Here is a 20113-nt window from a genome sequence, read left to right as displayed (position 1 = left end):
TGGTGATTGATGGAGGGTCTGTGCCCGCTGTCCCATCATGGCTGGCTACCCCGCTGTGGGACCAGTTCGCCGCGCTGCTTCCCCGCCGACCCGCCGTCGACCCAACCCACCCTCTGGGCTGCCACCGCCGGCGGATATCGGACCGGATCGTGTTCGACAAGCTCATCCAGGTCCTGCGCTTCGGATGCTCCTACCAGTCGATCGCGGACACGACGTGTTCGGCCAGCACGATCCGCAACCGCCGTGACGAGTGGATCCAACTCGGCGTATTCGCGCAGCTCAAAGCGATCGTGTTGGACTCCTGTGATCGGATGGTCGGTCTGATCCTTGGCGAGATTTCCGTCGATGGGTGTATCACCAAGGCGCCCGGTGGTGGCCAGGTCGCTGGCCGATCCCCGGTCGACCGGGGCAAGCAGGCATGAAACGCTCCAGCATGGTCGACGGGCACGGTATTCCACCGGACCGGGTCCTGGCCGGAGCGAACCGTTACGACTCTCCGCTGCTCGCCCCTACCCTCGACGAGCTTGATGATCTGGGGCCGCTGCCGGAGCGGGTCACCGTACATTTGGATGTCGGCTACGACTCCGCGGTCACCCGCGAAACCCTCGCCGAGCGCGGCCTGACCGGCGAGATCGCCCACAAGGGAGACAAGGCGCCTATCCAGGTGGGTCAACGCTGGCACGTCGAGCGCACGAATGTCTGGCACAACGCGTTCAACCGGCTCCAACGCTGCTACGAACGCATCGAACGAGTCATCGACGAGTTCTTCGACCTCGCCGATGCGATTATCACCCTACGCCGCCTGATCAAGCAGGCATGGACCCGCTACCGCTGGGATAAGCGCCCTAACCGACGCCCATGATCCACAACCCGTCCTCCTTGACCTTTTGTCAGTGCGGGGTGCGGCAGTAGCACGAATCTTGGTACATCGGCGTCATCAGGTCGAGGCGCTCCGCGTATTCGGGCCGGCCGAGATCTCGGTACGCGCGTGCCCACAACGGCTTGAGGTCAGCGAAGTAGCAGCTCGGTCCGTTGACGAACGTGTCCTTGAGCCCGAGCAACGCGGTCGCCGGTTGTCCGGCATCGAGCCAGTGTGCGGCGGTGATCAGCTCTGGTTCGAGCGGCGGGTCCTCCACGACCACCGGCTTCCGATCGGCGTACGTGGTGGCTGGGGCGAGCACGCCGATGCCGTCCTCGCCGGGCTCGTGCCGCCACCCCTCCAGTACGTCGAACACGATCTCGAACTCGGTGTCCTCCGAGACGCTAGAGCCGTGCCAGGACGACCCGGGGTACGTCCGATCTGGGCTCGGCTGCACGCCGAGTTCGGCGGCCAGCCGATCGAGGAGTCGCCGGTCCTCGGCGCGCGCATCGATGCGGTACTGGTTCTGGGCGCGCCACACATCCGGATCGCGCCACGCAGGCGGCTCCATGGCCGGCCGCTCGCGCCACCGCCGCAACGCCCACGACAACATGAACTCCAGACCGGAACGGGTGTCCGCCCCGATCAGGGTCACCCCGTAGTCATGGCCGCTGGCCAGGGCAACCGGATGATCCAGCCGCCCGAGTTCCGGCGCGGGCACCAGCCAGCCGACGTACCCGCCGTCGCCCAGGGCACCGAAGGGTACGAACTCCGGCGTGGCATACAACGGCGTTGACGGCTGCCGGAAGAACTCCGGATCGATGTCGCAGCCATCGGGCGGGCGGGGAAACATGTCCAGGTCGAAGATGAAATCGTAGTGGGTTTCCAACAGACCGTAATCGTAGGACTCATTGTCCAGGTAAAAGTCGTAAGCATGCTGCCAGGCGATGTCCACCAGCGCACGGAGTGCGGGCGGGGTGGGAAACGGAAAGAGATCATCAACCCACGGCGGCGGTGTGGAGTCGGTCATGGCACCGCACAATACTGCCCAGCGTCCGGTTGTGACCGCTGCCCGGGCTTCATGACCACTGACTGATGTCTGTGCCGTTCCGTACCTGGTCATATCCGAACCGGCCTATCTGCGCGACCTCTAAATCAGGCGATATGGGGGTGCTGCTCTGTCAACATGCTCCTGTGTACCTCCTCGCCTTCATCGGCTCGTGCGTCCTGATCGCCATGGTCCCCGGCGTCAGCACCGCCATCATCCTGCGCCAGACCCTGCGCGCCGGGCGCGGCAGCGGGATGGCCGCCACGCTTGGCAACGAGACCGGGATCCTGCTGTGGGGCCTGGCCGCCGCGTTCGGCCTGTCGGCACTGCTGGCGGCTTCGCAGCTCGCCTACGACATGATGCGCGTCGTGGGTGCGGTGGTGCTGGTCGTGATGGGCACGCAGGCACTGTGGCAGGCCCGCAAGGGGGCGCCACCGGTTGACGAGGCGGTGGCCGCCGGCCGTCGTGGGCCGTACCTGGCGGGGCTCGGGACGTGCCTGGCCAATCCGAAGGCGGCGGTGTTCGCGATGTCGTTCCTGCCGCAGTTCGTTCCCGCCGGGCAGAACGTCCCCGCGACACTCGTGCTGCTGGCCGTGGTGTGGGTGCTGGTCGACCTGCTCTGGTACGGCCTGCTCGTCTGGACCGTCGCCAAGGCCAAGGAGTGGCTCGGCCGGCCCGCGGTCCGGCGGCGACTGGAGCAGATCTCCGGCGTGGTGCTGATCGCGCTCGGCGTCCGGCTGGTGATCGAGACGCGGTGATCGCGGCCGGTCTGGACTACCTTTGGTCCATGACGAACGACCTGGCGACCCTCATGAGGCAGGCGCAGGACGACGACCCGCTGCTGGCACTGCACGCCACGACCGCGCTGCGCCGCGAGGTCGAGCGTCTGGAGGCGGTCCAGGTACGGCGGGCCAGGGTGGCGGGGCTGGCGTGGTCGCAGATCGCCGACGCCATCGGGGTGAGCAAACAGGCGGTCCACAAGAAGTACGGCCGAGGCTAGGCCCACCTCCTGCACGGGCCCATGCCCTGGCCGGTCTTCGGCGGAGCCCGCCCGTGGTTCTTCTGGCGCCAACCGGTCGTTCAGGCGTCTTTCCACTGGTCGGCGTACCACCGCAGGGTGATGTTCCACGAGAACCCGCGTCTGATCCGCCCGGCCACCTCCGATGGCAGCGTGTCGAGGCCCCGGTGTTCCAGCATCACCTCGGTGCCGCCCTCGACCGGGCTGAAGGCCACCTCGATCTCCATCGCCCCCGTGTCGTTGATCAGGTCGGCCCAGCTCAGGCGGTGCGGCGGCTCCCAGGTGAGGATCCTGCCGGTGTCGACGTGGCCGCCGTCGGACCACAGCTCGCGCAGGTACCCGTCCTCGAACCGGATGCCCACCGCGCGGGCGGGGTTCACCCAGCTGTGGCGCCCGCGTACGTACCAGCGGTCGATCTCGTCGGTGAAGACCCGGAACGCGGTCGCGGGGTCGACGGGAACGGTGACGCTGGCCTGCACGGAGTCGCCGGGTGCCGCGCTCATGGGCCCGTCTCCTCGGCGTGGGCCGCGTGGCTGCGTTCGACGTGCTCCTTGAACGAGCCGAGCTGCTCGGCCCAGAACGCCTGCACCTGGTCCAGCCACGCCTGCAGCGCCGTGAAGGGTTCCTGGCGCAGCGTGTAAAGCCGCTGCCGGGCGTCGGTCCCGCCGGCCTCGGCCTGCACGAGGCCGCCCGCCCGCAGCACGCGCAGGTGCCTGCTCAGTGCGGGGGCGCTCATCTGTACGGCCTGGGCCAGTTCTCCCGCCGGGCGCGGCCCTTCGCGCAGCAGGTCGATGACCTTGCGCCGGGTGGGGTCGGCGAGCGCGGCCAGCGTGGCGTCCAGATCATTAACGTTGGTGTTAATATTTGCCTGCTTCCGTTAGGCTGTTGATGCTTAACGCTAAAGGCAATTATTGCGGAGGTACGCACATGGCTGTCGAACTGCGCTACTACACCCTGTCCGTACGCGACCTCGACCGGGCGGCCGCCTTCTACGGGGGCTTGTTCGGCTGGGAGTTCAAGCGGGAGCACGAGAGGTACCTGCACGTCACCAACACCGCCGTGCCGATGGGGTTCGTCGCGGACGGGCCCTCGTCGCAGCCGAACCTCTACTACCACGTCACCGACGTCGACGCCGCGGTGAAGCGGGTGGGCGAGTTGGGCGGCAGTACGAGCGACGTGCACGGCAGCAAGTCGGGACGTGGCTGCTCCTGCACCGACGACCAGGGGACGGTCATCAGCCTTTGGGAGCCCGCGCCTGGCTTCGCATAGGAGGTGCGAACCCCTCATAGGCGCGGGACGGCCGGCGGCCAGTCCGGGGGATCCGGAAGGTCGGGCGGCGGGAATCTTGGAGGAGGTGCGGTGGCGAGCGTGGGAATGGCCTGGGCAAAACCCAAGGGGAAGTCAGTCGGGGGCCTTCACGGTGGCGATGCCGAGGGTGCTGGTCATCGGCAGCAGCCCGGCCTCGAAGACCGCGCCGAGGAACGGCGAGTTGAGCTGCGCCAGCCGTTCGGACCGCTCCTCGCCGAGCAGTCGCCACGGCTGCGCCGCCAGCTCGTCCGTCATGCGCTCCACCTGATCGCGCAGCGCCCGCCCCTCGTCGGTGGCCCGCCCCTCGGAGTCGACGAGGCCGCGCGCGGCCAGCCGTTCCCTGGCGGCGGCCCACTCCTGGTCACTCCATCCGCGTCCGGCGAAGTTCGCCACGGGGGCGGCCCCGACGGCCGCGAACGACACCAGAGACTCGCACGGGTCCAGCCCGGCCGCCTGCAACGCCACGAGGTGGCCGTCGCCGCGGTGCTCGCGCAGGACGGTGGCCGCCTGCCACAACACCAGGTGCGGCTCGTCGGGCCAGGGCAGGTCGAGGTTCGCCGCGGCGAACGTGCGTCCTGCCACCGTCACGCTCTCGGCGGCCCGCCTGGCCAGCTCCGCCGCCTCGGCCGCCTCCGGCCCGGTGACCTTGCCGCCGAGCAGGTGGCGATAGGTCTGGTCGACCGCCGTCAGCCGCGTCCGCAGCACCTGCTCGGGCGAGGCCACCTCCCAGACGGTGGGGACGTGCTCGGCGATCATCTGAGGGCTGAAGCTGTAGTACGTGGCCATGGCCAGCCGCGTCCCCGCCCGGCCGAGAGGGGCCGTCCGGTAGGCGAAGTAGCTGGGCCAGCGCGACTCCACGTCGTACCCGAGGGCCCCTGCCTCCGCGAACGCCTGCGGTGAGAAGTACAGCACCGCGTGGACCGGTTCGAGCTGGTGCCACATGCGGCGGGCGAGCCTGGACGATGCGCTCATGGCGATCCCTCTCACTGTCTAGATAAGCTATGCCAGTGACGATAGAGGCTTGGCGCATCACTGGTCAATCGCAAATAGACAGTTATGTCGGGAGGTGGGCGGAGCTCGCCGTCCTCCTGGTGAACGAACTCGCCGTCACCCACGCCCGCGGCCGCCCGGTACCCCCGCCCACGGATCGCCGGGCCGCATTGGAGTCGGCGTTCGCCGCCCACGGCTGGACCCCGACGACCACCGCCTCCGGCAGCGGTGGGGGGCCGCCGGCGCTGACCGGCGCAGAGGCTGATCGGCTCGCCGAGGTGGCCGCCGAGCTCCGGCCGATCTTCACCGGCGCCGCCGACGGGCTCAACCAGCTCCTGGTACGCCATGGCGCCGTCCCCAACCTGCACGGCGACCCGCCCATCCTGGCCTTCCACGCCCCGGGGGCGGACCTCGTGGACGCCTGGGCCGCCGACGCCGGGACGGCGCTGGCCATGGTGATCGGCGTCGGCCAGGGTGTCCGGTTGCGTACGTGCGAGGCGGGCGGATGCGAGCTCGTGTTCTTCGACGTCACCAGGAACGCCTCACGCCGGTTCTGCGGCCTGTCCTGCCAGAACCGCGCCAAGGCCAGCGCCTACCGCGCCCGCCGCCGCGCCTAGCGCCTCAACCGAGCGCCTTCTCCAACTGGGTCTTGCTCATCTTGGAGCGGCCCTTGATGTTGCGGCGTCTGGCCTCGGCGTAGAGCTGGTCGCGGGTGCGGCCGCCCGCCCCGGAGTGCGAGCGCAGGCCGCCGCGCCGGCTCGAGGAGATGTCCTCGACAGAGGTGCGGCTGGCGGTTCGCGACTCGCCGGCCCTGGCGCGTTCCTTGTTCACGGTCCTGGCGGCGATCTCCTCGGCCAGCTCTTCGCTCGTGCCCCGCTGTTTGACGCTGGCCTTGATGTGCTCGTATTGGCGTTCCCGTTTCTGGCTCGATCCCCTTGGCATGCCGTCTCCCCTCATCGAAATCTGCACTTACCTGGATGGGAGCCGCGAAACGGGGCCCCTCGGGGCATCCCACGGTGGAATAGAGTCGGAACGTGCGCCCCGTTTGTCTGCCCGGGTGGAGGGAACCCCGCTGATGACGTCCGACAAACCCTTGCGCGCGGACGCCCGCCGCAACCGCGCCCGCGTGCTGGAGGCCGCCGAGGCCGCGTTCTCGGACGAGGGCATGATGGTGCCCTTGGACGAGATCGCCCGCCGGGCGGGGGTCGGCGCGGGCACGGTCTACCGGCATTTCCCCACCAAGGAGGCGCTGTTCGAGGCGGTGATCCACGACCGGCTCCGGCAACTCGCCGAGGACGCCCGCGCGCTCACGGATGCCGAGCGGCCAGGAGAGGCGTTCCAGAGGTTCGTGGCCCAGGTGATCGAGCAGGCGATGCTGAACAAGGCGCTGTGCGACGCCCTGGAGGCCGCGGGCTCGCCCGCCAAGCCGTCCGACGGCGTCCAGGGCGACATCTGGGACGCCTTCTCCGTCCTGCTCGGCGAAGCTCAGCGGGCCGGCGCCATCCGCGCCGGCATCGACGTCGTCGACCTGCGGGTCCTGCTGTCGGGCGCGCTCACCATGGAACGCCACGCCCGTGACGCCGACCGGCCCGCCGGCCGGATGACCGAGATCCTCCTGGACGCCCTCCGAGAACACGGAAAGTCATGAATCGGGCGTTGACCGGCCCAGACGATGAGCTTCCTATCGTGAAACCTGTGAGATGGCAGGTGTCGAGAGGTGATGAGGCGTGATGGCCGGTAGGGACGAGATCGCGGCGCTGAAGCGGCGTTTGGGACGAGTAGGGGTTTGGACCAGCACGTTGAGCGGGGAGCCGGCGTCGTTCGAACGGGAGGCCGCCGCCGAGCTCGAAAGCCTCGGCTACGGGGCGCTGTGGATCGGTGAGACCCCGAAGAGCAAGGAGGCGCTCACCCACGCGGCGATCCTGCTGGGCGCCACGCGACGACTGACGATCGCGACCGGCATCGCCAACATCTGGGCCCGCGACGCCACCGCCGCCGCCAACGGCGCCAGCGCCCTGGCCGAGGCGTATGACGGCAGGTTCGTGCTCGGCCTGGGAGTGAGCCACGCGCCGGCGGTGTCGGCGAGAGGACACGACTACGAGAAGCCGGTGTCGGCGATGCGCGCCTACCTCGACGCCATGGACGCGACCGAGTACGAGGGCCCGCTGCCGCAGCCCGCACCCCGGCTGCTGGCGGCGCTGCGCACCAGGATGCTGGAGCTCGCCGCCGAGCGCGCCCACGGCGCGCACCCCTATTTCGTCACGCCCGAGCACACGGCCCGTGCCCGTGCGGCACTCGGCCCCGATCCCGTGCTGGCGCCGGAGCAGACCGTCGTGCTCGACACCGACCCGGAACGGGCGCGGCGGACCGCCCGCCGCTTCATGAAGCTGTACCTGGGGCTGCCGAACTACACCAACAACCTGCGCGACCTGGGCTGGAGCGAGGACGACGTGGCGGGCGGCGGCAGCGACGCGCTCGTCGACGCCATCGTGGCCTGGGGTGAACCAGACACGATCATCGAACGGGTCCGCGCCCACCTGGACGCGGGCGCGGACCACGTCTGCGTGCAGGCGCTGGCCGACACCCCTCGTGACACGCTGGCGGACCTGCGCGTTCTGGCCCAGGTCGGCATCGCGACGCCCTGACGCGGGACGGCGTCCGCGGTGAACTCCGGCGCGGACGCCGCCACCGGCGCCTCAGCCCGGCCTGGTTCCATTTCCGCGCCCGCCGAACAGGGCGGCGTGGCCGACGACGAAGTCCCGGATGCTCGTCGCCGGCCGTCCCGTGATGGTTTCGACGTCGTCGGTGAGGCGGGCGTAGCGGCCGCGCGCGTGCAGCCGCGCCATGGTGGCGATGTGCTCGGCCAGGTGCTCCGGCAGTCGCGCGGCGCGGAGGTCCTCCTGCAGCCACCGCTCCAGCGGCATGTCCACGTACGTGATGGGCCGCCCCAGCGCCTCGGAGTACTCGGCCGCCACGGCGTTCATGTCTTCAGAACGCGGCCCGGTCAGCTCGTACACCTTCCCGACGTGCGGGGCCGGGTCGGCCAGGACGACCGAGACGACGTCCGCGACGTCGCGGGCCGCGACCGGGGAGGTCCGCGCCGTCCCGAACGGCAGGCGGATCTCGTCCCGGCCGGCGATGGAGGCGGCGGCGAAGAGGGTGAAGAAGGGATGTTCGAGGAACACCGTGGGCCGGACGACGACTAGCGGCAGCCCCGACCAGGCGAGCGCCTGCTCGGCCAGCCAGTGCAGCCGCTGCTGGCGTGACTCTTCGGTGCTCGCGGTGGTCATCCCGGACACGGTCATCTGCGAGATGTTGACGAACGCCTCGATGTCCGGGTTCTCGCGGGCCACGGTCGCCATCACCACGGCGGCCTCCAGATAGGACGGCGAGACGCTCATGCTGAAGAACACCCGGCCCACGCCGCGCATGGCGGGCACGACGTCGGCGGCGCGCGTCATGTCGGCGACGACGACCTCGGCGCCCGTGGCCCGCAGCGCCTCGGCGCGTGCGTCCTCGCGATGGACCAGCGCCCGGACCGGCAGCTTCTGACGTCGCAGCGTCTCCACGACGGTCCGGCCGACCGCTCCGACGCTGCCGGCGGCGCCGGTCACCAGAATTCGCGACATCGTCCACCTCCAGGCCTCACCTACCACGACGCCCGTTCGTTAATCGCGCGCCCCGCTCACCGTGATCTTCTTCAGTTGCGGGTCCGCGGCGATCTCGGCCTCGGTGAACCGTTCGGTGACCCACCCGCCGCGCGAGAACAGCGCGGTCTGGTCGGTGTGGTGCGGCGATTCGGGGTTGGCCGACAGCGAATAGGTCAAGATCGTGCGCGTACGGGGGCCGCCGCGGGTGAGGTCGACGGCCATCATGAAGCTGGAACCGGTGTCCACCTCCGGATAACGCCCGTCGGCGCCGAGTGGGCCGCGCATGCGTACCCGGTCGAAGCAGCCCTCGCCTTCTGTGCAGCCGGGGATCGGGATCGCGGAGTAGCGCTGTGCCTGGCCCGGGGTGAGGGTCAGCGGGATGCCCCGGCTCTGGAAGGAGAACACGGCCTCGGCCAGCGCCTGCCGCACCACCGGGTCGTCGCGCTTGAGCCCCCGGGGCGTGCTCAGCGGACGCTCGGGGTCGAACGGCACCCGCCAGGGGCTGTAGACGGGGTCTCCCGGCCTGGTGGGCCGCCCCAGCCGGGTGAAGAACTCGCGCCACAGGATGGCCCCCTCGCCGTCCAGCGTGGCGCGCCCGTCCCAGTCGCGCAGCGTCGCGCAGGCGGCACGCACGTCCACGCGCTCGCCGGAGGCCGTGGCCAGCTCGGTGCTGGTACGGCACAGCGCGAGCAGGTCCCGGCGCATGAGCTCGAAGGTGTGGTTGCGCTTGGAGGCCGAGGTGGCCTGCAACGTCTCCAGCGTGAAGCCGGGCGCGCCGAGCCCGTCGGCCCCGGACAGCCGCCGGGCGATCATGTCCAGGCTGACGCGGGGACGCGGCCCCGGCTCGGTACGCGCCTTGCCCCACACTCGCGCATAGCCGGTCAGCGGCGCCGCCGGGTTCGTCATCCAGAAGGTGTTGTTGGAGTTGGCCACGTAGTCGGCGCGGGTCAGCCTCGGCTGGGCGGCCGGCCCGAAGATGCCGGGCACGACGGCGTCGCCGTCCCTGCCCCACAGGCACGCGGAGGTCGAGCCGTCCAGGACGTACTCCTCAAGGCCCGGGACGGGGGAGGGCTTGGCGCAGCGCTCCGCCTGGGCGTCGGTGACGTGGGGGACGACCGAGGCGTCGGCGAAGGAGGCGCTCCCGCCGACGTCGGTGGCCAGCGTGTGGACGAACGCCATGCCCTGATACCTGTCCTGGGCCGCGCGAAGCTGGGTGAGGTCCTTCGCCCTGGCCATGGCCAGCCATTCGTCGGCCGCGCGCAGGTTCGCGGCGTTGGCGTCGGCCAGCGCGTAGGCGACCTCGCCGGTGCGCCCTGCGGCCAGCACGGGGCCGTAACGCGAGGTGTAGAGCGTGCGGCCGGCGACGGTGCCGTCCCGCAGGGTGACCTGCACCTCCTGGCGGCCCATCGGCTCGGTCCCGCCGTCCACCCGATAGCTCGTGGGATCGCCTGCCACGAGGTCGAGGCGGTAGAGGGTGAAGCGCTGGGCGTGGGAGACGGTGTGGGTCCAGGCCATGGTCGCGTTGTGGCCGATCTGGACGACCGGCGTGCCGTACAGGCTGCCGCCGGAGACGTCGAGCACGCCGGGAATGGTGAGCTGCACCTGGTAGAAGCGGCGGATCCCGTTCCACGGGAAGTGCGGGTCGGCCAGCAGCATGCCGCCGCCGTCGCGGGTGGCCGCGCGGCCGAGCGCCCACGCGTTGCTGCCCGCGGCGATCCGGCGCCGCGGCCCCTCGGCCGCGCTCTCCCCGACGATCTCCTCCTTGAACCGGGCGCCGCTGCTCATGCGGTTGAGGTCGAGGAGGTTGTTCCACAGGTCGGTGGCGGTGATGGGGCCGACCCAGGACTTGCCCCGGCACGTGGGGTCCGGCAGGTTCGCCACGCCGGTCTCCTCCAGGTAGCGGTTGTACCCGGCGACGTAGCCGTCGACGAGCCCGCGCAGCTCCTGGCCCGGCCCCACCGGCGCGGGCTGGGCCAGCAGCCGCGCCACGACGCCCGAGTCGGCGACGCTCTTGTAGTAGACGTCGCTGACCAGGTTGGCGACCGGGCCGGCCGGGTCGTCGGACTGGGCCTGCGGCCCGAAGTGCCTGGACCGCTCACCCCGCAGGGTCACCACCCATGAGGCCAGCACGCACAGGTTGTCCTGCGCGAAGGCGTAGCCGTACCCGAATCCGAGCCCGCCGTAGTCGCGGGCGGACACGTGCGGGATGCCGTACTCGGTGCGCCGGATCTCGGCGGTGTAGCGGCCGTCGTCGGCCAGGGCGGGCGCCTCGGCGGGCACCACCCCCGCGGCGGCCAGGGCGAGCACCATGGCCAGTCTTAAGATGAGTTTCATCGCGACTCCTATTCGAAGCGTGCGTTGTCGGGCGCGGTCAGCCGCCGCAGCAGCGGCAGCGTCGTGAGGATCACCAGCAGGCAGGTGGCCAGCCCGGCGCCGACGGCCGCGAAGTACACCGGCCCCGGCATCGCCGGCGTGGCCCCCTTCATCGCGAGCTGGCCGATGGCCGGCTCGGCCACGCCGAAGCCGGCGCCGGCGGCGAGTACGGCGGCCAGGATCAGCGGCAGCGCCGACTCCAGCAGCACCACCGCGGCCAGGGTGCGGGTGGGCGTGCCGGCCAGGCGCAGCAGGGTGAACGGCCGCCTGCGCTCCACCAGCCCGCCCCCGACCGCGACCACGAGGCTGCAGCCGCCGGTGACCAGGGTGAGCGCGACCATGGCCAGGGCGACGTTCTCCGCCCGCGTGTACAGCTCTGCCCTGACCTGGGCGATCTCGGCGAAGGTCATCGGCGCTTCGGTGGTGTGGCCGGCCAGCAGGGTGCGCAGCCGCTCCAGCGTCGCCGCCTCGTCCGTGCTGACCAGGACGGCCTCCAGGTCGAGCCCGGCGGTGGTGGAGGCGGGCGGGCTGGCCGGGCCCGCCAGTGGGAGGAGCCTGTCGACGGTGAGCGGGTTGTCGGCGCCGATGACGCGGGCGAAGTTCCCCATGACGGCCCGCGCGCCCTCGGGGCAGCTGCCGAGCACCGGGTGGCGGGCCAGGCTCGCGCATTCGACGACGGACGTCGCCGGCGGCGGGCCGTCATCGCGCGGCGGCAGGACGGCGTCCCGGTCCGCCCGCGCGTAGATCGGCATCACGCTCACGCCCGGGTGGGCGCGCAGCCGTTCGAGCAGTTCCGCCCCCGCCCGCGACGGCAGTCCCGCGCTGCCCGGCCGCAAGAACGTGGCGCCCAGCACGTCGTTGAGCGTGCCCCCTGCCACCGCCCGCTGGCCCTGGACCACCGCCGGCACGAGGGCCGCGATCGCCGTCCCGATGAACACCGCCAGCACCAGCCCGCTCACCGACCTGAAAGCGGTCTTCGGATCGGCTGCCAGCCGCTGCGCGGCCAGCAGCGTCGCCGCGCCGCGGGTCAGGCGGGCGGTCAGGCGCGCGGCCACCAGCGTCAGCCACGGCCCCGCCAGCACGAGCCCGACCATGATGAGCACGATCGCGGTGTCGGCCACCAGGGCGTCGGGTTTGCCCTCCTTGAACGCCGGTCCCGCGAACAGCCCCAGCCCGGCCAGGAGCGGGATCACCCGCCACGCCCTCGGCGGCGGCGGCGCGGTCTTCCTGGCCACGCCCAGCGGTGAGATCCGCACCCGGCGCAGCGACCACAGGGCCGCGCCGGCGGCGACGAGCGGCACGCAGACGAGCACGGCCGCGTACTGCCACAGGCTCGGGGCGGCCAGGTCGGGGAAGAAGCGCGAACCGGTGATCCGCACCTCGGCCACGGCCGGTCGCAGCGGCTGGAAGAGCAGGACGCCGGCCAGCGCGCCGAGCAGCGCGCCCACGGCCGCGTCCACCGCGGCCAGCGTGTTCACCTGCCGGATGGTGCCGCCGACCAGCCTGATCGCGGCGAAGCGGGTCTCGCGGCGGGCGGCGGCCAGCCGGGTGGCGGTGCCCACCAGCACCAGCAGCGGGACGATCAGCCCGACGGCGGCGATGCCGAACCCGAACCGGTAGACCTCCGCGCCCTCGTCGCGCGCGGGCTCGCCGGCGACCGTGCCGACCTGCCGGGTGCCGAGCATGGCGGAGACCTGCTGCGGCGTGCGTCCCACGACGATGACCAGTTCGTCGGGCCCGGACAGCGCGGCGCGGCCGATCAGGCCCGCCCGCGTTCCCGGGAAGCGGTCGGCGAGTTGCTCGCGCGGCGCCGAGTCCAGCAGCCTGGCCAGCGCGGGGGAGGCGTAGTACCGGCCGGGGCCCGGCATCTGGGACAGGCCGGGGATGACCGGCCCCGAGGCGCCGAGCGTGGCGGCGTCCAGCCTCTTGATGGTCTGGCCCGCGTAGAAGTCCTCGCGCAGGTTCCACAGCGCGCCGGCGGCGGTGGCGTCCAGGGCCCAGCCGCTGGGGGCGGTGCCGCGCGTGCACTCCCAGCAGGGGCGCGCGCCGGTGGCCTGGAAGGCGTTGAACAGCGACAGCGTGGCCAGCAGCACCACGACGCCGACCGCCACCCCGGCGACGATCAACGTCAGCCTGGCTGCCGCCTCACGGCCGCCGCGCAGCGACAGGCGCAGGCCCAGCAGGATCATCGCACGATTCCGGTGGCGTACGGGTCGGTCACCTTGCCGTCGCGGACGACGACCTCCCGGTCGGCGCCGGCGGCCACCCTGGCGTCGTGCGTCACCACGATCACGGTGACGCCCTCCTCGCGGGCCAGGCCCACCAGCAGCTCCATCACGTGCTCGCCGGTGAGCGAGTCGAGCGCGCCGGTCGGCTCGTCGGCGAAGACGACCCTCGGCCGCGTCACCAGCGCCCTGGCGATGGCCACCCGCTGCGCCTGCCCGCCGGACAGTTCCCCGGTATGGCGGCCGCCCAGCTTCGCCAGGTCCAGCCGCTCCAGCCAGGAGGCGGCCCGCGCGTGGGCGTCCTTGCGTTTGGCGCGGCCGAGCAGCAGGGGCAGCGCCACGTTCTCGGTCACGGTCAGCTCGGGCACGAGCTGGCCGAACTGGAAGACGAACCCGAAGGCGGTGCGCCGCAGTTCGCTGCGGCGGGCGTCGTCCAGCGTGTCCATCCGGCGTCCGTCGAACCACACCTCGCCGCTGTCCGGGGTGAAGATCCCGGCCAGGCAGTGGAGCAGCGTCGACTTCCCCGAGCCGCTGGGCCCCATGATCGCCAGCACCTCGCCGGCGGTCACCGACAGGCTGGCCGCCCGCACCGCGGGCGTGTTGCCGTACGAGCGGGTGATGTTCTCGGCCCGCAGCAGCGCGTCGGCGATCACCGTTCGCGCACCTTCTCCGCCAGCGCCCCCAGCCGGGCCTGGGTGACGTCGATCCATCGCAGGTCGGCCTCCAGGCGGAACATGGCGTGGTCGGCCAGCAGCGTGTCGATCAGCGCGCCGCCCCGCTTGACCTCGGACAGCTCTCGCATGCGCCGCAGGTGAGTGGAGCGCTGGGCGTCGAGGTAGCCCGCCGCGTCGCGGCCCAGCATCAGCGCCAGCACGACCTTGGTGAACAGCACGGTCTGCAGGAACGGCTCGGCCGCCACCGGCTCGGCCAGCCAGGCCCCGACCTCGTTCCTGCCGATCGGGGTGATGGCGTAGCGCTTGCGGTCGGGGCCGTCGCCCGGCTCGCTCTGCCCGGCGCTCACCTTGCCGTCTCTGGCCAGGCGGGCGAGCGTGGCGTACACCTGGCCGAACGGCAGAGGCTTGCCTCCGCCGAGGTAGGTGTCGTAGTCGCGTTTCAGGTCGTATCCGTGGCTCGGCTCCCGTTCCAGGAGGCCGAGCAGCGCAAGGGGGACGCTCATGATCGCTGACTATACTCTGAGCGTATATACGGCGCGAATAAGGCAGCCACGCCGCCCGGCCCGCTCTCCCCACCGGATCCGGCAGGAGCGGCCCCGCCGCCTGAGAAATGCCGGTTTCCGGTTATGTCATTAGCGGGTTTCCGACCTATTCGGCCGCTGTAACGCACGCGGCCCGCATAGTACTTTCCGTTGATGGTCAAATCTTCTGCTGCGCGCTTATCGCGCCTGGCCGCGTGCCTGGTCATCGCCGCCGCATCGCCGATCGGACTGGGTGTCACAACCGCGCACGCGCGCACCCCCAATGCCGTCATCGTCTGGGACAGAAACGCCCAGACCGCGATCTGGGACGTCGCGGGCCAGCAACCGCAGGTCCAGGCGCGGAGTTTCGCGATGGTGCACGGAGCCGTTTACGACGCGGTCAACGCCATCGCCGGCACCCCGTACCAGCCGTACCTGATCGCACCGACCGCCAACGGAGGCGAATCGACGGACGCGGCCGTGGCGACCGCGGGCTTCCGCGTGCTGAACGCGCTGTTCCCCGCCCAGCGGGAAAGACTGAAAACGCAGTACGACGAGGCGCTGGCCGCGATTTCCGACGGCACCGCCAAACAGCGCGGAATCGCCGTGGGCGCCCAGGCGGCCGACGCGATGATCGCCGCGCGGGAGAACGACGGGGCGTTCGGAGACCCGAACTGGCCCGTGGGCACCCGGCCAGGCCAGTGGCGGCCCGCGCCTCCCGCCTTCGCCTCCGACGGGGCGTGGGTCGCGGGCCTCAAGCCGTTCCTCATCCCGAGCGCGTCCATGTTCCGTACCTCCGGCCCGCCCCCGCTGACCAGCCGGCAGTACGCCCGCGACTTCAACGAGGTCAAAACGATCGGCGCGGCCGCCAGCACGGTGAGAACCGCCGACCAGACGCAGGCGGCCATCTGGTGGCACGACCGGCACCTGGCCGAATGGCAGATCAAGCGTGACCTCGCCACGAAACAGCGGCTGAGCACGCTGCAGACGGCGCGGATGTTCGCCATGGTCGACCTGGCCGAGGCCGACGCCACGACCGCCTGCTTCAACGAGAAGGCGGCGTGGACCTTCTGGCGGCCGGTCACCGCGATCCGGCTGGCCGACACCGACGGCAACCCGGCGACGGAGGCCGACTCCGCCTGGACGCCGTTGCTCGTCACGCCGCCACACCCCGACTTCACCTCCGGGCACGCCTGCTTCACCGCGGCCAGCATGTCGGCGCTGAGGCATTTCTTCGGCCGGGACGACATCCCCTTCAGCGGATACAGCGCCGACTCGGGCACCACCCGGCATTTCCGCGGGTTTTCGCAGGCGGTCGCCGAGGTGATCGAGGCCCGAATCTGGGGCGGAATCCACACGCGGACGGCGGACGTGGAGGGCGCGAAAATCGGGAAGAAAGTCGCCGCCTACGCGGTCGCGCACCACTTCCGGTCGAACAGATGACTGATCCGCTGGGCCGATCCCTCGTGGATGCCATGACAGAGTCGCTGATGACGCCGCTGTTGCGGCAGAATAGCCGTTTCTAGGATGGCAGGTGCGAAGGGTATGGTGAGGTTTGTGACGACATTTCGGATCAGCGAGGCCGCCGCGCTGCTCGGGGTCAGCTCCGACACCGTCCGCCGCTGGGTGGACTCGGGGCGGCTGACGGCCGAGCGGGACGAGAACGGTCACCGCCGGGTCGACGGCGCCGACCTGGCCGCCTTCGCCCGCGCCCAGGTCGAGTCGACCGGCGAAGGCGGGCGTTCGTCGGCGCGCAACCGCTTCCGCGGCATCGTCACCGAGGTGATCCGCGATGCGGTGATGGCGCAGGTGGAGATCGCTGCCGGGCCGTTCCGCGTGGTGTCGCTGATGAGCCGCCAGGCCGCCGACGAGCTGGGCCTGGAGGTGGGGGTGGTGGCGGTCGCCGTGATCAAGTCCACCAACGTCGTCGTGGAGATCCCCGGCCACGAACGCGTGGCCAGTCACTTGTGAGGAGCCCCGCTTGGTGTTCAGGCGTTTTTCCCGCTGGGTCCGGGTCGCTTATGAGCGCTTGGTGCTGTAGGAGTGGGCGCCGGCGCCCGCCTGGGCGCCGCCCTCGACGATCAGGTACTCCTCGCGGATCGGCGTGCCGTCCAGCCACGCCTCCAAGATTTCGCGGGTCCCCGCGGCGTAACGGGTCTGCGCCGACAGCGACGAGCCGGAGATGTGCGGCGTCATCCCGTGGTGCGGCATCGTCCGCCAGGGGTGGTCGGACGGCGCGGGCTGGGGGTACCAGACGTCGCCGGCGTACCCGGCCAGCCGGCCGCTCTCCAGCGCGCGCACGATCGCGTCGCGGTCGGCGATCCGCGCGCGGGCCGTGTTGATCAGGTACGCGCCGCGCTTCATCGTGGCGATCAGCGCGTCGCCGAACAGTCCTTCGGTCTCGGGGTGCAGCGGCGCGTTGACGGTCACCACGTCGCAGTGCGGGACCATGGCGGCGGCGTCAGGGTGGAAGGTGAGCCCGAGCTCCTGTTCGACCTCGGCCGGCAGGCGGTGCCGGTCGGTGTAGTGCAGGTGCACGTCGAACGGCTTGAGCCGGCGCAGGACCGCCGTCCCGATGCGGCCGGCGGCCACCGTTCCGACGTGCATGCCCTCCAGGTCGTAGGAGCGGGCGACGCGGTCGGCGATGTTCCAGCCGCCGTCCAGCACGGTCTGGTGGGCGGGCAGGTAGTCGCGGACCAGGGACAGGATCATCATGACGACGTGTTCGGCGACGCTGATGCTGTTGCAGTAGGTGACCTCGGCGACCGTGATGCCGCGGGCGATCGCCGCGTCCAGGTCCACGTGGTCGGAGCCGATGCCGGCCGTGACGGCCAGCTTCAGCTTGGGCGCGCGGGCGATGCGCTCGGCCGTCAGGTACGCGGGCCAGAAGGGCTGCGAGATCACCACGTCCGCGTCGGCCAGTTCGCGGTCGAACACCGAGTCGTCGCCGTCCTTGTCGGAGGTGACCACCAGCGTGTGGCCGCGCCCCTCCAGGAACCTGCGCAGCCCCAGCTCGCCCGAGACGCTGCCGAGCAACTGGCCGGGGGTGAAGTCGATGCCCTTCGGGCTGGGCAGCGTCTGGCCGCCCGGGTAGCCGGCCAGATCGGGCAGGCCGTCTCGCGCGTAGGAGGCCGGGTATCCGTCGATCGGGTCGTCGTACAGCACGCACAGCACCTTCGCCATGGTTCCTGCTCCTCGTCGGTTGTGGTGATTCCACTGTCCGCCGGGGGATTTGCGCAGGTCAAAGCGTTTGTTTCTATCGGCTGATAGACGGCGTCTCTCACGCCAGGTGCTCGCGGGCCAGCCGGTCGAACACCTCGCGCAGGTCGAGATCGCGGGCGATGTCCCGCAGGGCCCGCGCCATCATCGGCTCGGGCCCCGTACCGGCGGCGACCAGCCCGACGGAGGGCTCGCGCGCGGGCCGCTCCAGCCGCACGACCCGCATCCCCTCCGGCACCCCGAACATGTGCAGCCACGCGTGCGCGATCACGCTCGACCAGCGGTGGGTCGCCACGTGCGCGAACAGCGCCGAGACGGTGTCGGTCTCGATCGCCGGGACGGCCACCGCCCCGGCCGCGCGGAAGTTCGCGTCCAGGATGCGACGGTTGCGCATCTCGGGGGCCAGCAGGCACAGCGGCAGCGCGGCGACCTCCGCCCAGCGCGCCACCCGCCGATCGGCCAGTTCGCCGTCGGACGGGGTCAGCAGCAGGTATCGCTCCTCATACAGCGGGCTGGTCCGCACCTCGCCGAGGTCCTCCTCGTCGTCGAGGTATGTCATCGCCATGTCGATCTCGAACTCCGCCAGCCGCCGCGCGATCTCCCGTGACGACAACGACGTCAGCAACACCCTGACGTGCGGATACCGCTCGCAGAACGGCGTGGTGAGCAGCGAGGCCGCGGTCAGCGCGGTCGGGATCGCCCCCATCCGCAACGTGCCCGACAGCCCCCCGCGCATCCTGGACAGGTCCTGGCGCAGGGCGTCGACGTCGGACAGGATGCGGTGCGCCCACAACACCACCCGCTCACCCTCCGGGGTCAGCCCGGAGAACTTCCGCCCACGGCGGACGAGCGGCACGTCCAGTTCGCGTTCCAACTTGCGGATGGCCGCCGACAACGACGGCTGGGAAACATGACAGGACGCGGCGGCCCGCGCGAAATGCCGCTCCCTGGCCAAGGCCACCAAATACTCCAACTGGCGCAACAACACGCCACAGCATCACCCACCCGCCCCTGTCCCGTCCATCCCGCCGCCGGAAAAGCGGTGGACGGCGTCGTTACGGTGGTTCGTATGAGCGTTGTCGATGTTGACCGTTTCGCCGCCGACGGGTTCGTCAAACTGGAGGCGGCCGTGCCCCGCGAGGTCGGCGACCAGGCCAGGGCGCTGGTGTGGCAGCAGATCGGCCTGTCGCCCGACGACCCCTCCGGCTGGAAGCAGCCCGTCGTGTGGGCCGCCGACCTGGCCGGTCAGGGGCCGTTCGGGGAGTTCATCCGCAGCCCGCTGCTCCACCAGGCGCTGGACGAGGTGGCAGGGCCAGGCGGATGGGTGCGGAGTGGGTCCATCGGCAACATGCCGATCCGCTTCCCGGGCGTCGCCGCGCCCTGCCGCACTGACCATGGACGCGACGCCGCTGGACGGGCTGGAGCACATCGACTGGGCCGCGTTATGGGACTGCCAGGGTGACGACCTGCCCGAATGGATCGACGCGGACACGACTCAGGCTCTCAGAGAGCTGATGAGCATCGGCTAAGCCCTCGTCGATGACGGTGCGGAAGGTCACGGAGACGCGCCGCCCGCGCGGAACGCGGCCCGCCGCGCCGGGGTCGCTCTTCCGCGCGGCAATACTGTGACGCCAGCTGTATCGGGCGGGCCCCGCCATGATGCACAGGCTGCCCGGAGCAAGCGGCACCTCCGCCCTCCTGCCGTCCCCCGGGTGCGTGAAGTCCATGACGCACCCGGAACCCAAGGAGATCGCGGCGACGACCGGGCCGAAGCAGGGCATGCAGTCGACGTGCGGGCTGATGCCCTGACCCGGCAGGTATTCGTTGACGATGACCTGGCCGGCTTCGGCCCGCATGAGCCCTTCGTGGACCAGGCGCTTGGCGTGCTGCCCGGCCCACGTGGGGATCGGCGGTGCGGGGGAGGCGTTCGCCACGCTGCGGCGGCCGTAGTCGTAGCGGTGGCCGTAGTGCTGCACGCGGCGGCGCAGCGGGGACGACCACTCGGCGGCGTCGATGGCGGACAGCAGCGACGCGCAGGCGTCGGGCGCCAGCCAGTCAGGGAGGTAGCGCAACCCCGGCGGCAGGCGATCACGGGCGTCGAAGGGCTCCGGCATGGCGGGACAGTATCGGGACCGACCGACAGAAACGGCCACCGTGGGCAGCGCCTCGACGGAGCCGAACGCGCCGGGATGGATCGGCGGGAAAGGAAGGCGGTCCTCAGGAAGAGG

At 71.2% G+C, this 20113-nt stretch carries 22 protein-coding genes and 1 pseudogene; 10 read left to right on the top strand and 13 right to left on the bottom strand.

Features of this window, described 5'->3' with window-relative positions:
* Positions 1-20 precede the first annotated feature (20 nt).
* A pseudogene (locus tag ACFOY2_RS07340) lies at positions 21-862 on the top strand (IS5 family transposase).
* A gap of 28 nt (positions 863-890) precedes the next feature.
* Here ACFOY2_RS07340 and ACFOY2_RS07335 read toward each other — a convergent pair.
* Positions 891-1889, bottom strand: coding sequence for a hypothetical protein (locus tag ACFOY2_RS07335; protein WP_379527170.1), 999 nt, complete (start codon positions 1887-1889; stop codon positions 891-893).
* A gap of 164 nt (positions 1890-2053) precedes the next feature.
* Between ACFOY2_RS07335 and ACFOY2_RS07330 the strand changes: the two genes are divergently transcribed.
* Entirely contained in the window at positions 2054-2665 is a 612-nt protein-coding gene (locus ACFOY2_RS07330; protein WP_379527169.1) for a LysE family translocator, read from the top strand.
* 29 nt (positions 2666-2694) lie between these two features.
* A complete protein-coding gene (locus tag ACFOY2_RS07325; protein ID WP_357821707.1) occupies positions 2695-2907 on the top strand; it encodes a hypothetical protein in 213 nt (70 codons plus the stop codon).
* An 80-nt stretch (positions 2908-2987) separates the two neighbouring features.
* On the opposite strand, the gene ACFOY2_RS07320 is transcribed toward ACFOY2_RS07325, so the two are convergent.
* Both ACFOY2_RS07320 and ACFOY2_RS07315 read right to left on the bottom strand, forming a co-directional pair.
* Positions 2988-3428 carry an SRPBCC domain-containing protein gene (locus tag ACFOY2_RS07320; RefSeq protein WP_379527168.1) on the bottom strand — a complete coding sequence of 147 codons (441 nt, stop codon included), beginning with the start codon at positions 3426-3428 and terminating at the stop codon, positions 2988-2990.
* On the bottom strand, positions 3425-3754 hold the full coding sequence (locus ACFOY2_RS07315) for an ArsR/SmtB family transcription factor (RefSeq protein WP_379527452.1): 330 nt from the start codon (positions 3752-3754) through the stop codon (positions 3425-3427). Before ACFOY2_RS07315 ends, ACFOY2_RS07320 begins: the two co-directional genes overlap by 4 nt.
* A gap of 98 nt (positions 3755-3852) precedes the next feature.
* Between ACFOY2_RS07315 and ACFOY2_RS07310 the strand changes: the two genes are divergently transcribed.
* Positions 3853-4194, top strand: coding sequence for a VOC family protein (locus ACFOY2_RS07310; protein WP_379527167.1), 342 nt, complete (start codon positions 3853-3855; stop codon positions 4192-4194).
* 132 nt (positions 4195-4326) lie between these two features.
* Here ACFOY2_RS07310 and ACFOY2_RS07305 read toward each other — a convergent pair whose 3' ends face one another.
* Entirely contained in the window at positions 4327-5205 is an 879-nt protein-coding gene (locus ACFOY2_RS07305) for an SCO6745 family protein (RefSeq protein ID WP_379527166.1), read from the bottom strand.
* Positions 5206-5324: 119 nt separating this feature from the next.
* Between ACFOY2_RS07305 and ACFOY2_RS07300 the strand changes: the two genes are divergently transcribed.
* A complete protein-coding gene (locus tag ACFOY2_RS07300; protein WP_379527165.1) occupies positions 5325-5840 on the top strand; it encodes a CGNR zinc finger domain-containing protein in 516 nt (171 codons plus the stop codon).
* A gap of 4 nt (positions 5841-5844) precedes the next feature.
* Here ACFOY2_RS07300 and ACFOY2_RS07295 read toward each other — a convergent pair whose 3' ends face one another.
* On the bottom strand, positions 5845-6165 hold the full coding sequence (locus ACFOY2_RS07295; protein ID WP_379527164.1) for a plasmid stabilization protein: 321 nt from the start codon (positions 6163-6165) through the stop codon (positions 5845-5847).
* Positions 6166-6298: 133 nt separating this feature from the next.
* On the opposite strand from ACFOY2_RS07295, the gene ACFOY2_RS07290 reads away from it, so the two are divergent.
* Together ACFOY2_RS07290 and ACFOY2_RS07285 are read left to right on the top strand one after the other, a co-directional pair.
* Positions 6299-6871, top strand: a complete 573-nt coding sequence (locus tag ACFOY2_RS07290; RefSeq protein WP_379527163.1) for a TetR/AcrR family transcriptional regulator — start codon at positions 6299-6301, stop codon at positions 6869-6871.
* Positions 6872-6953: 82 nt separating this feature from the next.
* Positions 6954-7868, top strand: coding sequence for an LLM class F420-dependent oxidoreductase (locus tag ACFOY2_RS07285; RefSeq protein WP_379527451.1), 915 nt, complete (start codon positions 6954-6956; stop codon positions 7866-7868).
* A gap of 51 nt (positions 7869-7919) precedes the next feature.
* Here ACFOY2_RS07285 and ACFOY2_RS07280 read toward each other — a convergent pair whose 3' ends face one another.
* Genes ACFOY2_RS07280 through ACFOY2_RS07260 form a run of 5 tightly spaced genes read right to left on the bottom strand, consistent with a single transcriptional unit; the run spans position 7920 to position 14648 of the window.
* On the bottom strand, positions 7920-8852 hold the full coding sequence (locus ACFOY2_RS07280; protein ID WP_379527162.1) for an NmrA family NAD(P)-binding protein: 933 nt from the start codon (positions 8850-8852) through the stop codon (positions 7920-7922).
* 39 nt (positions 8853-8891) lie between these two features.
* Positions 8892-11207, bottom strand: coding sequence for a penicillin acylase family protein (locus tag ACFOY2_RS07275; RefSeq protein ID WP_379527161.1), 2316 nt, complete (start codon positions 11205-11207; stop codon positions 8892-8894).
* A gap of 8 nt (positions 11208-11215) precedes the next feature.
* Positions 11216-13435, bottom strand: coding sequence for an FtsX-like permease family protein (locus ACFOY2_RS07270; protein ID WP_379527160.1), 2220 nt, complete (start codon positions 13433-13435; stop codon positions 11216-11218).
* Positions 13432-14124: an ABC transporter ATP-binding protein gene (locus ACFOY2_RS07265; RefSeq protein WP_379527159.1), complete on the bottom strand. Its 693-nt coding sequence runs from the start codon at positions 14122-14124 to the stop codon at positions 13432-13434. Before ACFOY2_RS07265 ends, ACFOY2_RS07270 begins: the two co-directional genes overlap by 4 nt.
* Entirely contained in the window at positions 14121-14648 is a 528-nt protein-coding gene (locus tag ACFOY2_RS07260; protein ID WP_379527158.1) for a PadR family transcriptional regulator, read from the bottom strand. Before ACFOY2_RS07260 ends, ACFOY2_RS07265 begins: the two co-directional genes overlap by 4 nt.
* 192 nt (positions 14649-14840) lie before the next feature.
* Here ACFOY2_RS07260 and ACFOY2_RS07255 point away from each other — a divergent pair, with 192 nt between their 5' ends.
* Positions 14841-16109 (top strand): vanadium-dependent haloperoxidase, encoded by a 1269-nt coding sequence (locus ACFOY2_RS07255; protein ID WP_379527157.1) that lies wholly within the window; start codon positions 14841-14843, stop codon positions 16107-16109.
* Positions 16110-16223: 114 nt separating this feature from the next.
* Positions 16224-16637 carry a TOBE domain-containing protein gene (locus ACFOY2_RS07250; RefSeq protein WP_379527156.1) on the top strand — a complete coding sequence of 138 codons (414 nt, stop codon included), beginning with the start codon at positions 16224-16226 and terminating at the stop codon, positions 16635-16637.
* A 48-nt stretch (positions 16638-16685) separates the two neighbouring features.
* Here the strand turns inward: ACFOY2_RS07250 and ACFOY2_RS07245 are convergent, their stop codons facing one another.
* Positions 16686-17849 (bottom strand): NAD-dependent formate dehydrogenase, encoded by a 1164-nt coding sequence (locus tag ACFOY2_RS07245; RefSeq protein ID WP_379527155.1) that lies wholly within the window; start codon positions 17847-17849, stop codon positions 16686-16688.
* Positions 17850-17946: 97 nt separating this feature from the next.
* Positions 17947-18873, bottom strand: a complete 927-nt coding sequence (locus tag ACFOY2_RS07240; protein WP_379527154.1) for a LysR family transcriptional regulator — start codon at positions 18871-18873, stop codon at positions 17947-17949.
* A gap of 81 nt (positions 18874-18954) precedes the next feature.
* Here ACFOY2_RS07240 and ACFOY2_RS07235 point away from each other — a divergent pair, with 81 nt between their 5' ends.
* Positions 18955-19347: a hypothetical protein gene (locus tag ACFOY2_RS07235; RefSeq protein WP_379527153.1), complete on the top strand. Its 393-nt coding sequence runs from the start codon at positions 18955-18957 to the stop codon at positions 19345-19347.
* Here ACFOY2_RS07235 and ACFOY2_RS07230 read toward each other — a convergent pair.
* A complete protein-coding gene (locus ACFOY2_RS07230) occupies positions 19328-19999 on the bottom strand; it encodes an alpha-ketoglutarate-dependent dioxygenase AlkB (protein ID WP_379527152.1) in 672 nt (223 codons plus the stop codon). The genes ACFOY2_RS07235 and ACFOY2_RS07230 overlap by 20 nt on opposite strands.
* Positions 20000-20113: the final 114 nt, after the last annotated feature.

The organism is Nonomuraea purpurea, from assembly GCF_042650645.1.
In the GTDB taxonomy this organism is placed as follows: domain Bacteria; phylum Actinomycetota; class Actinomycetes; order Streptosporangiales; family Streptosporangiaceae; genus Nonomuraea; species Nonomuraea purpurea.
The sequence above is the reverse complement of the archived record's forward strand: the minus strand, read 5'-3'. Positions and strand labels throughout refer to the sequence as shown.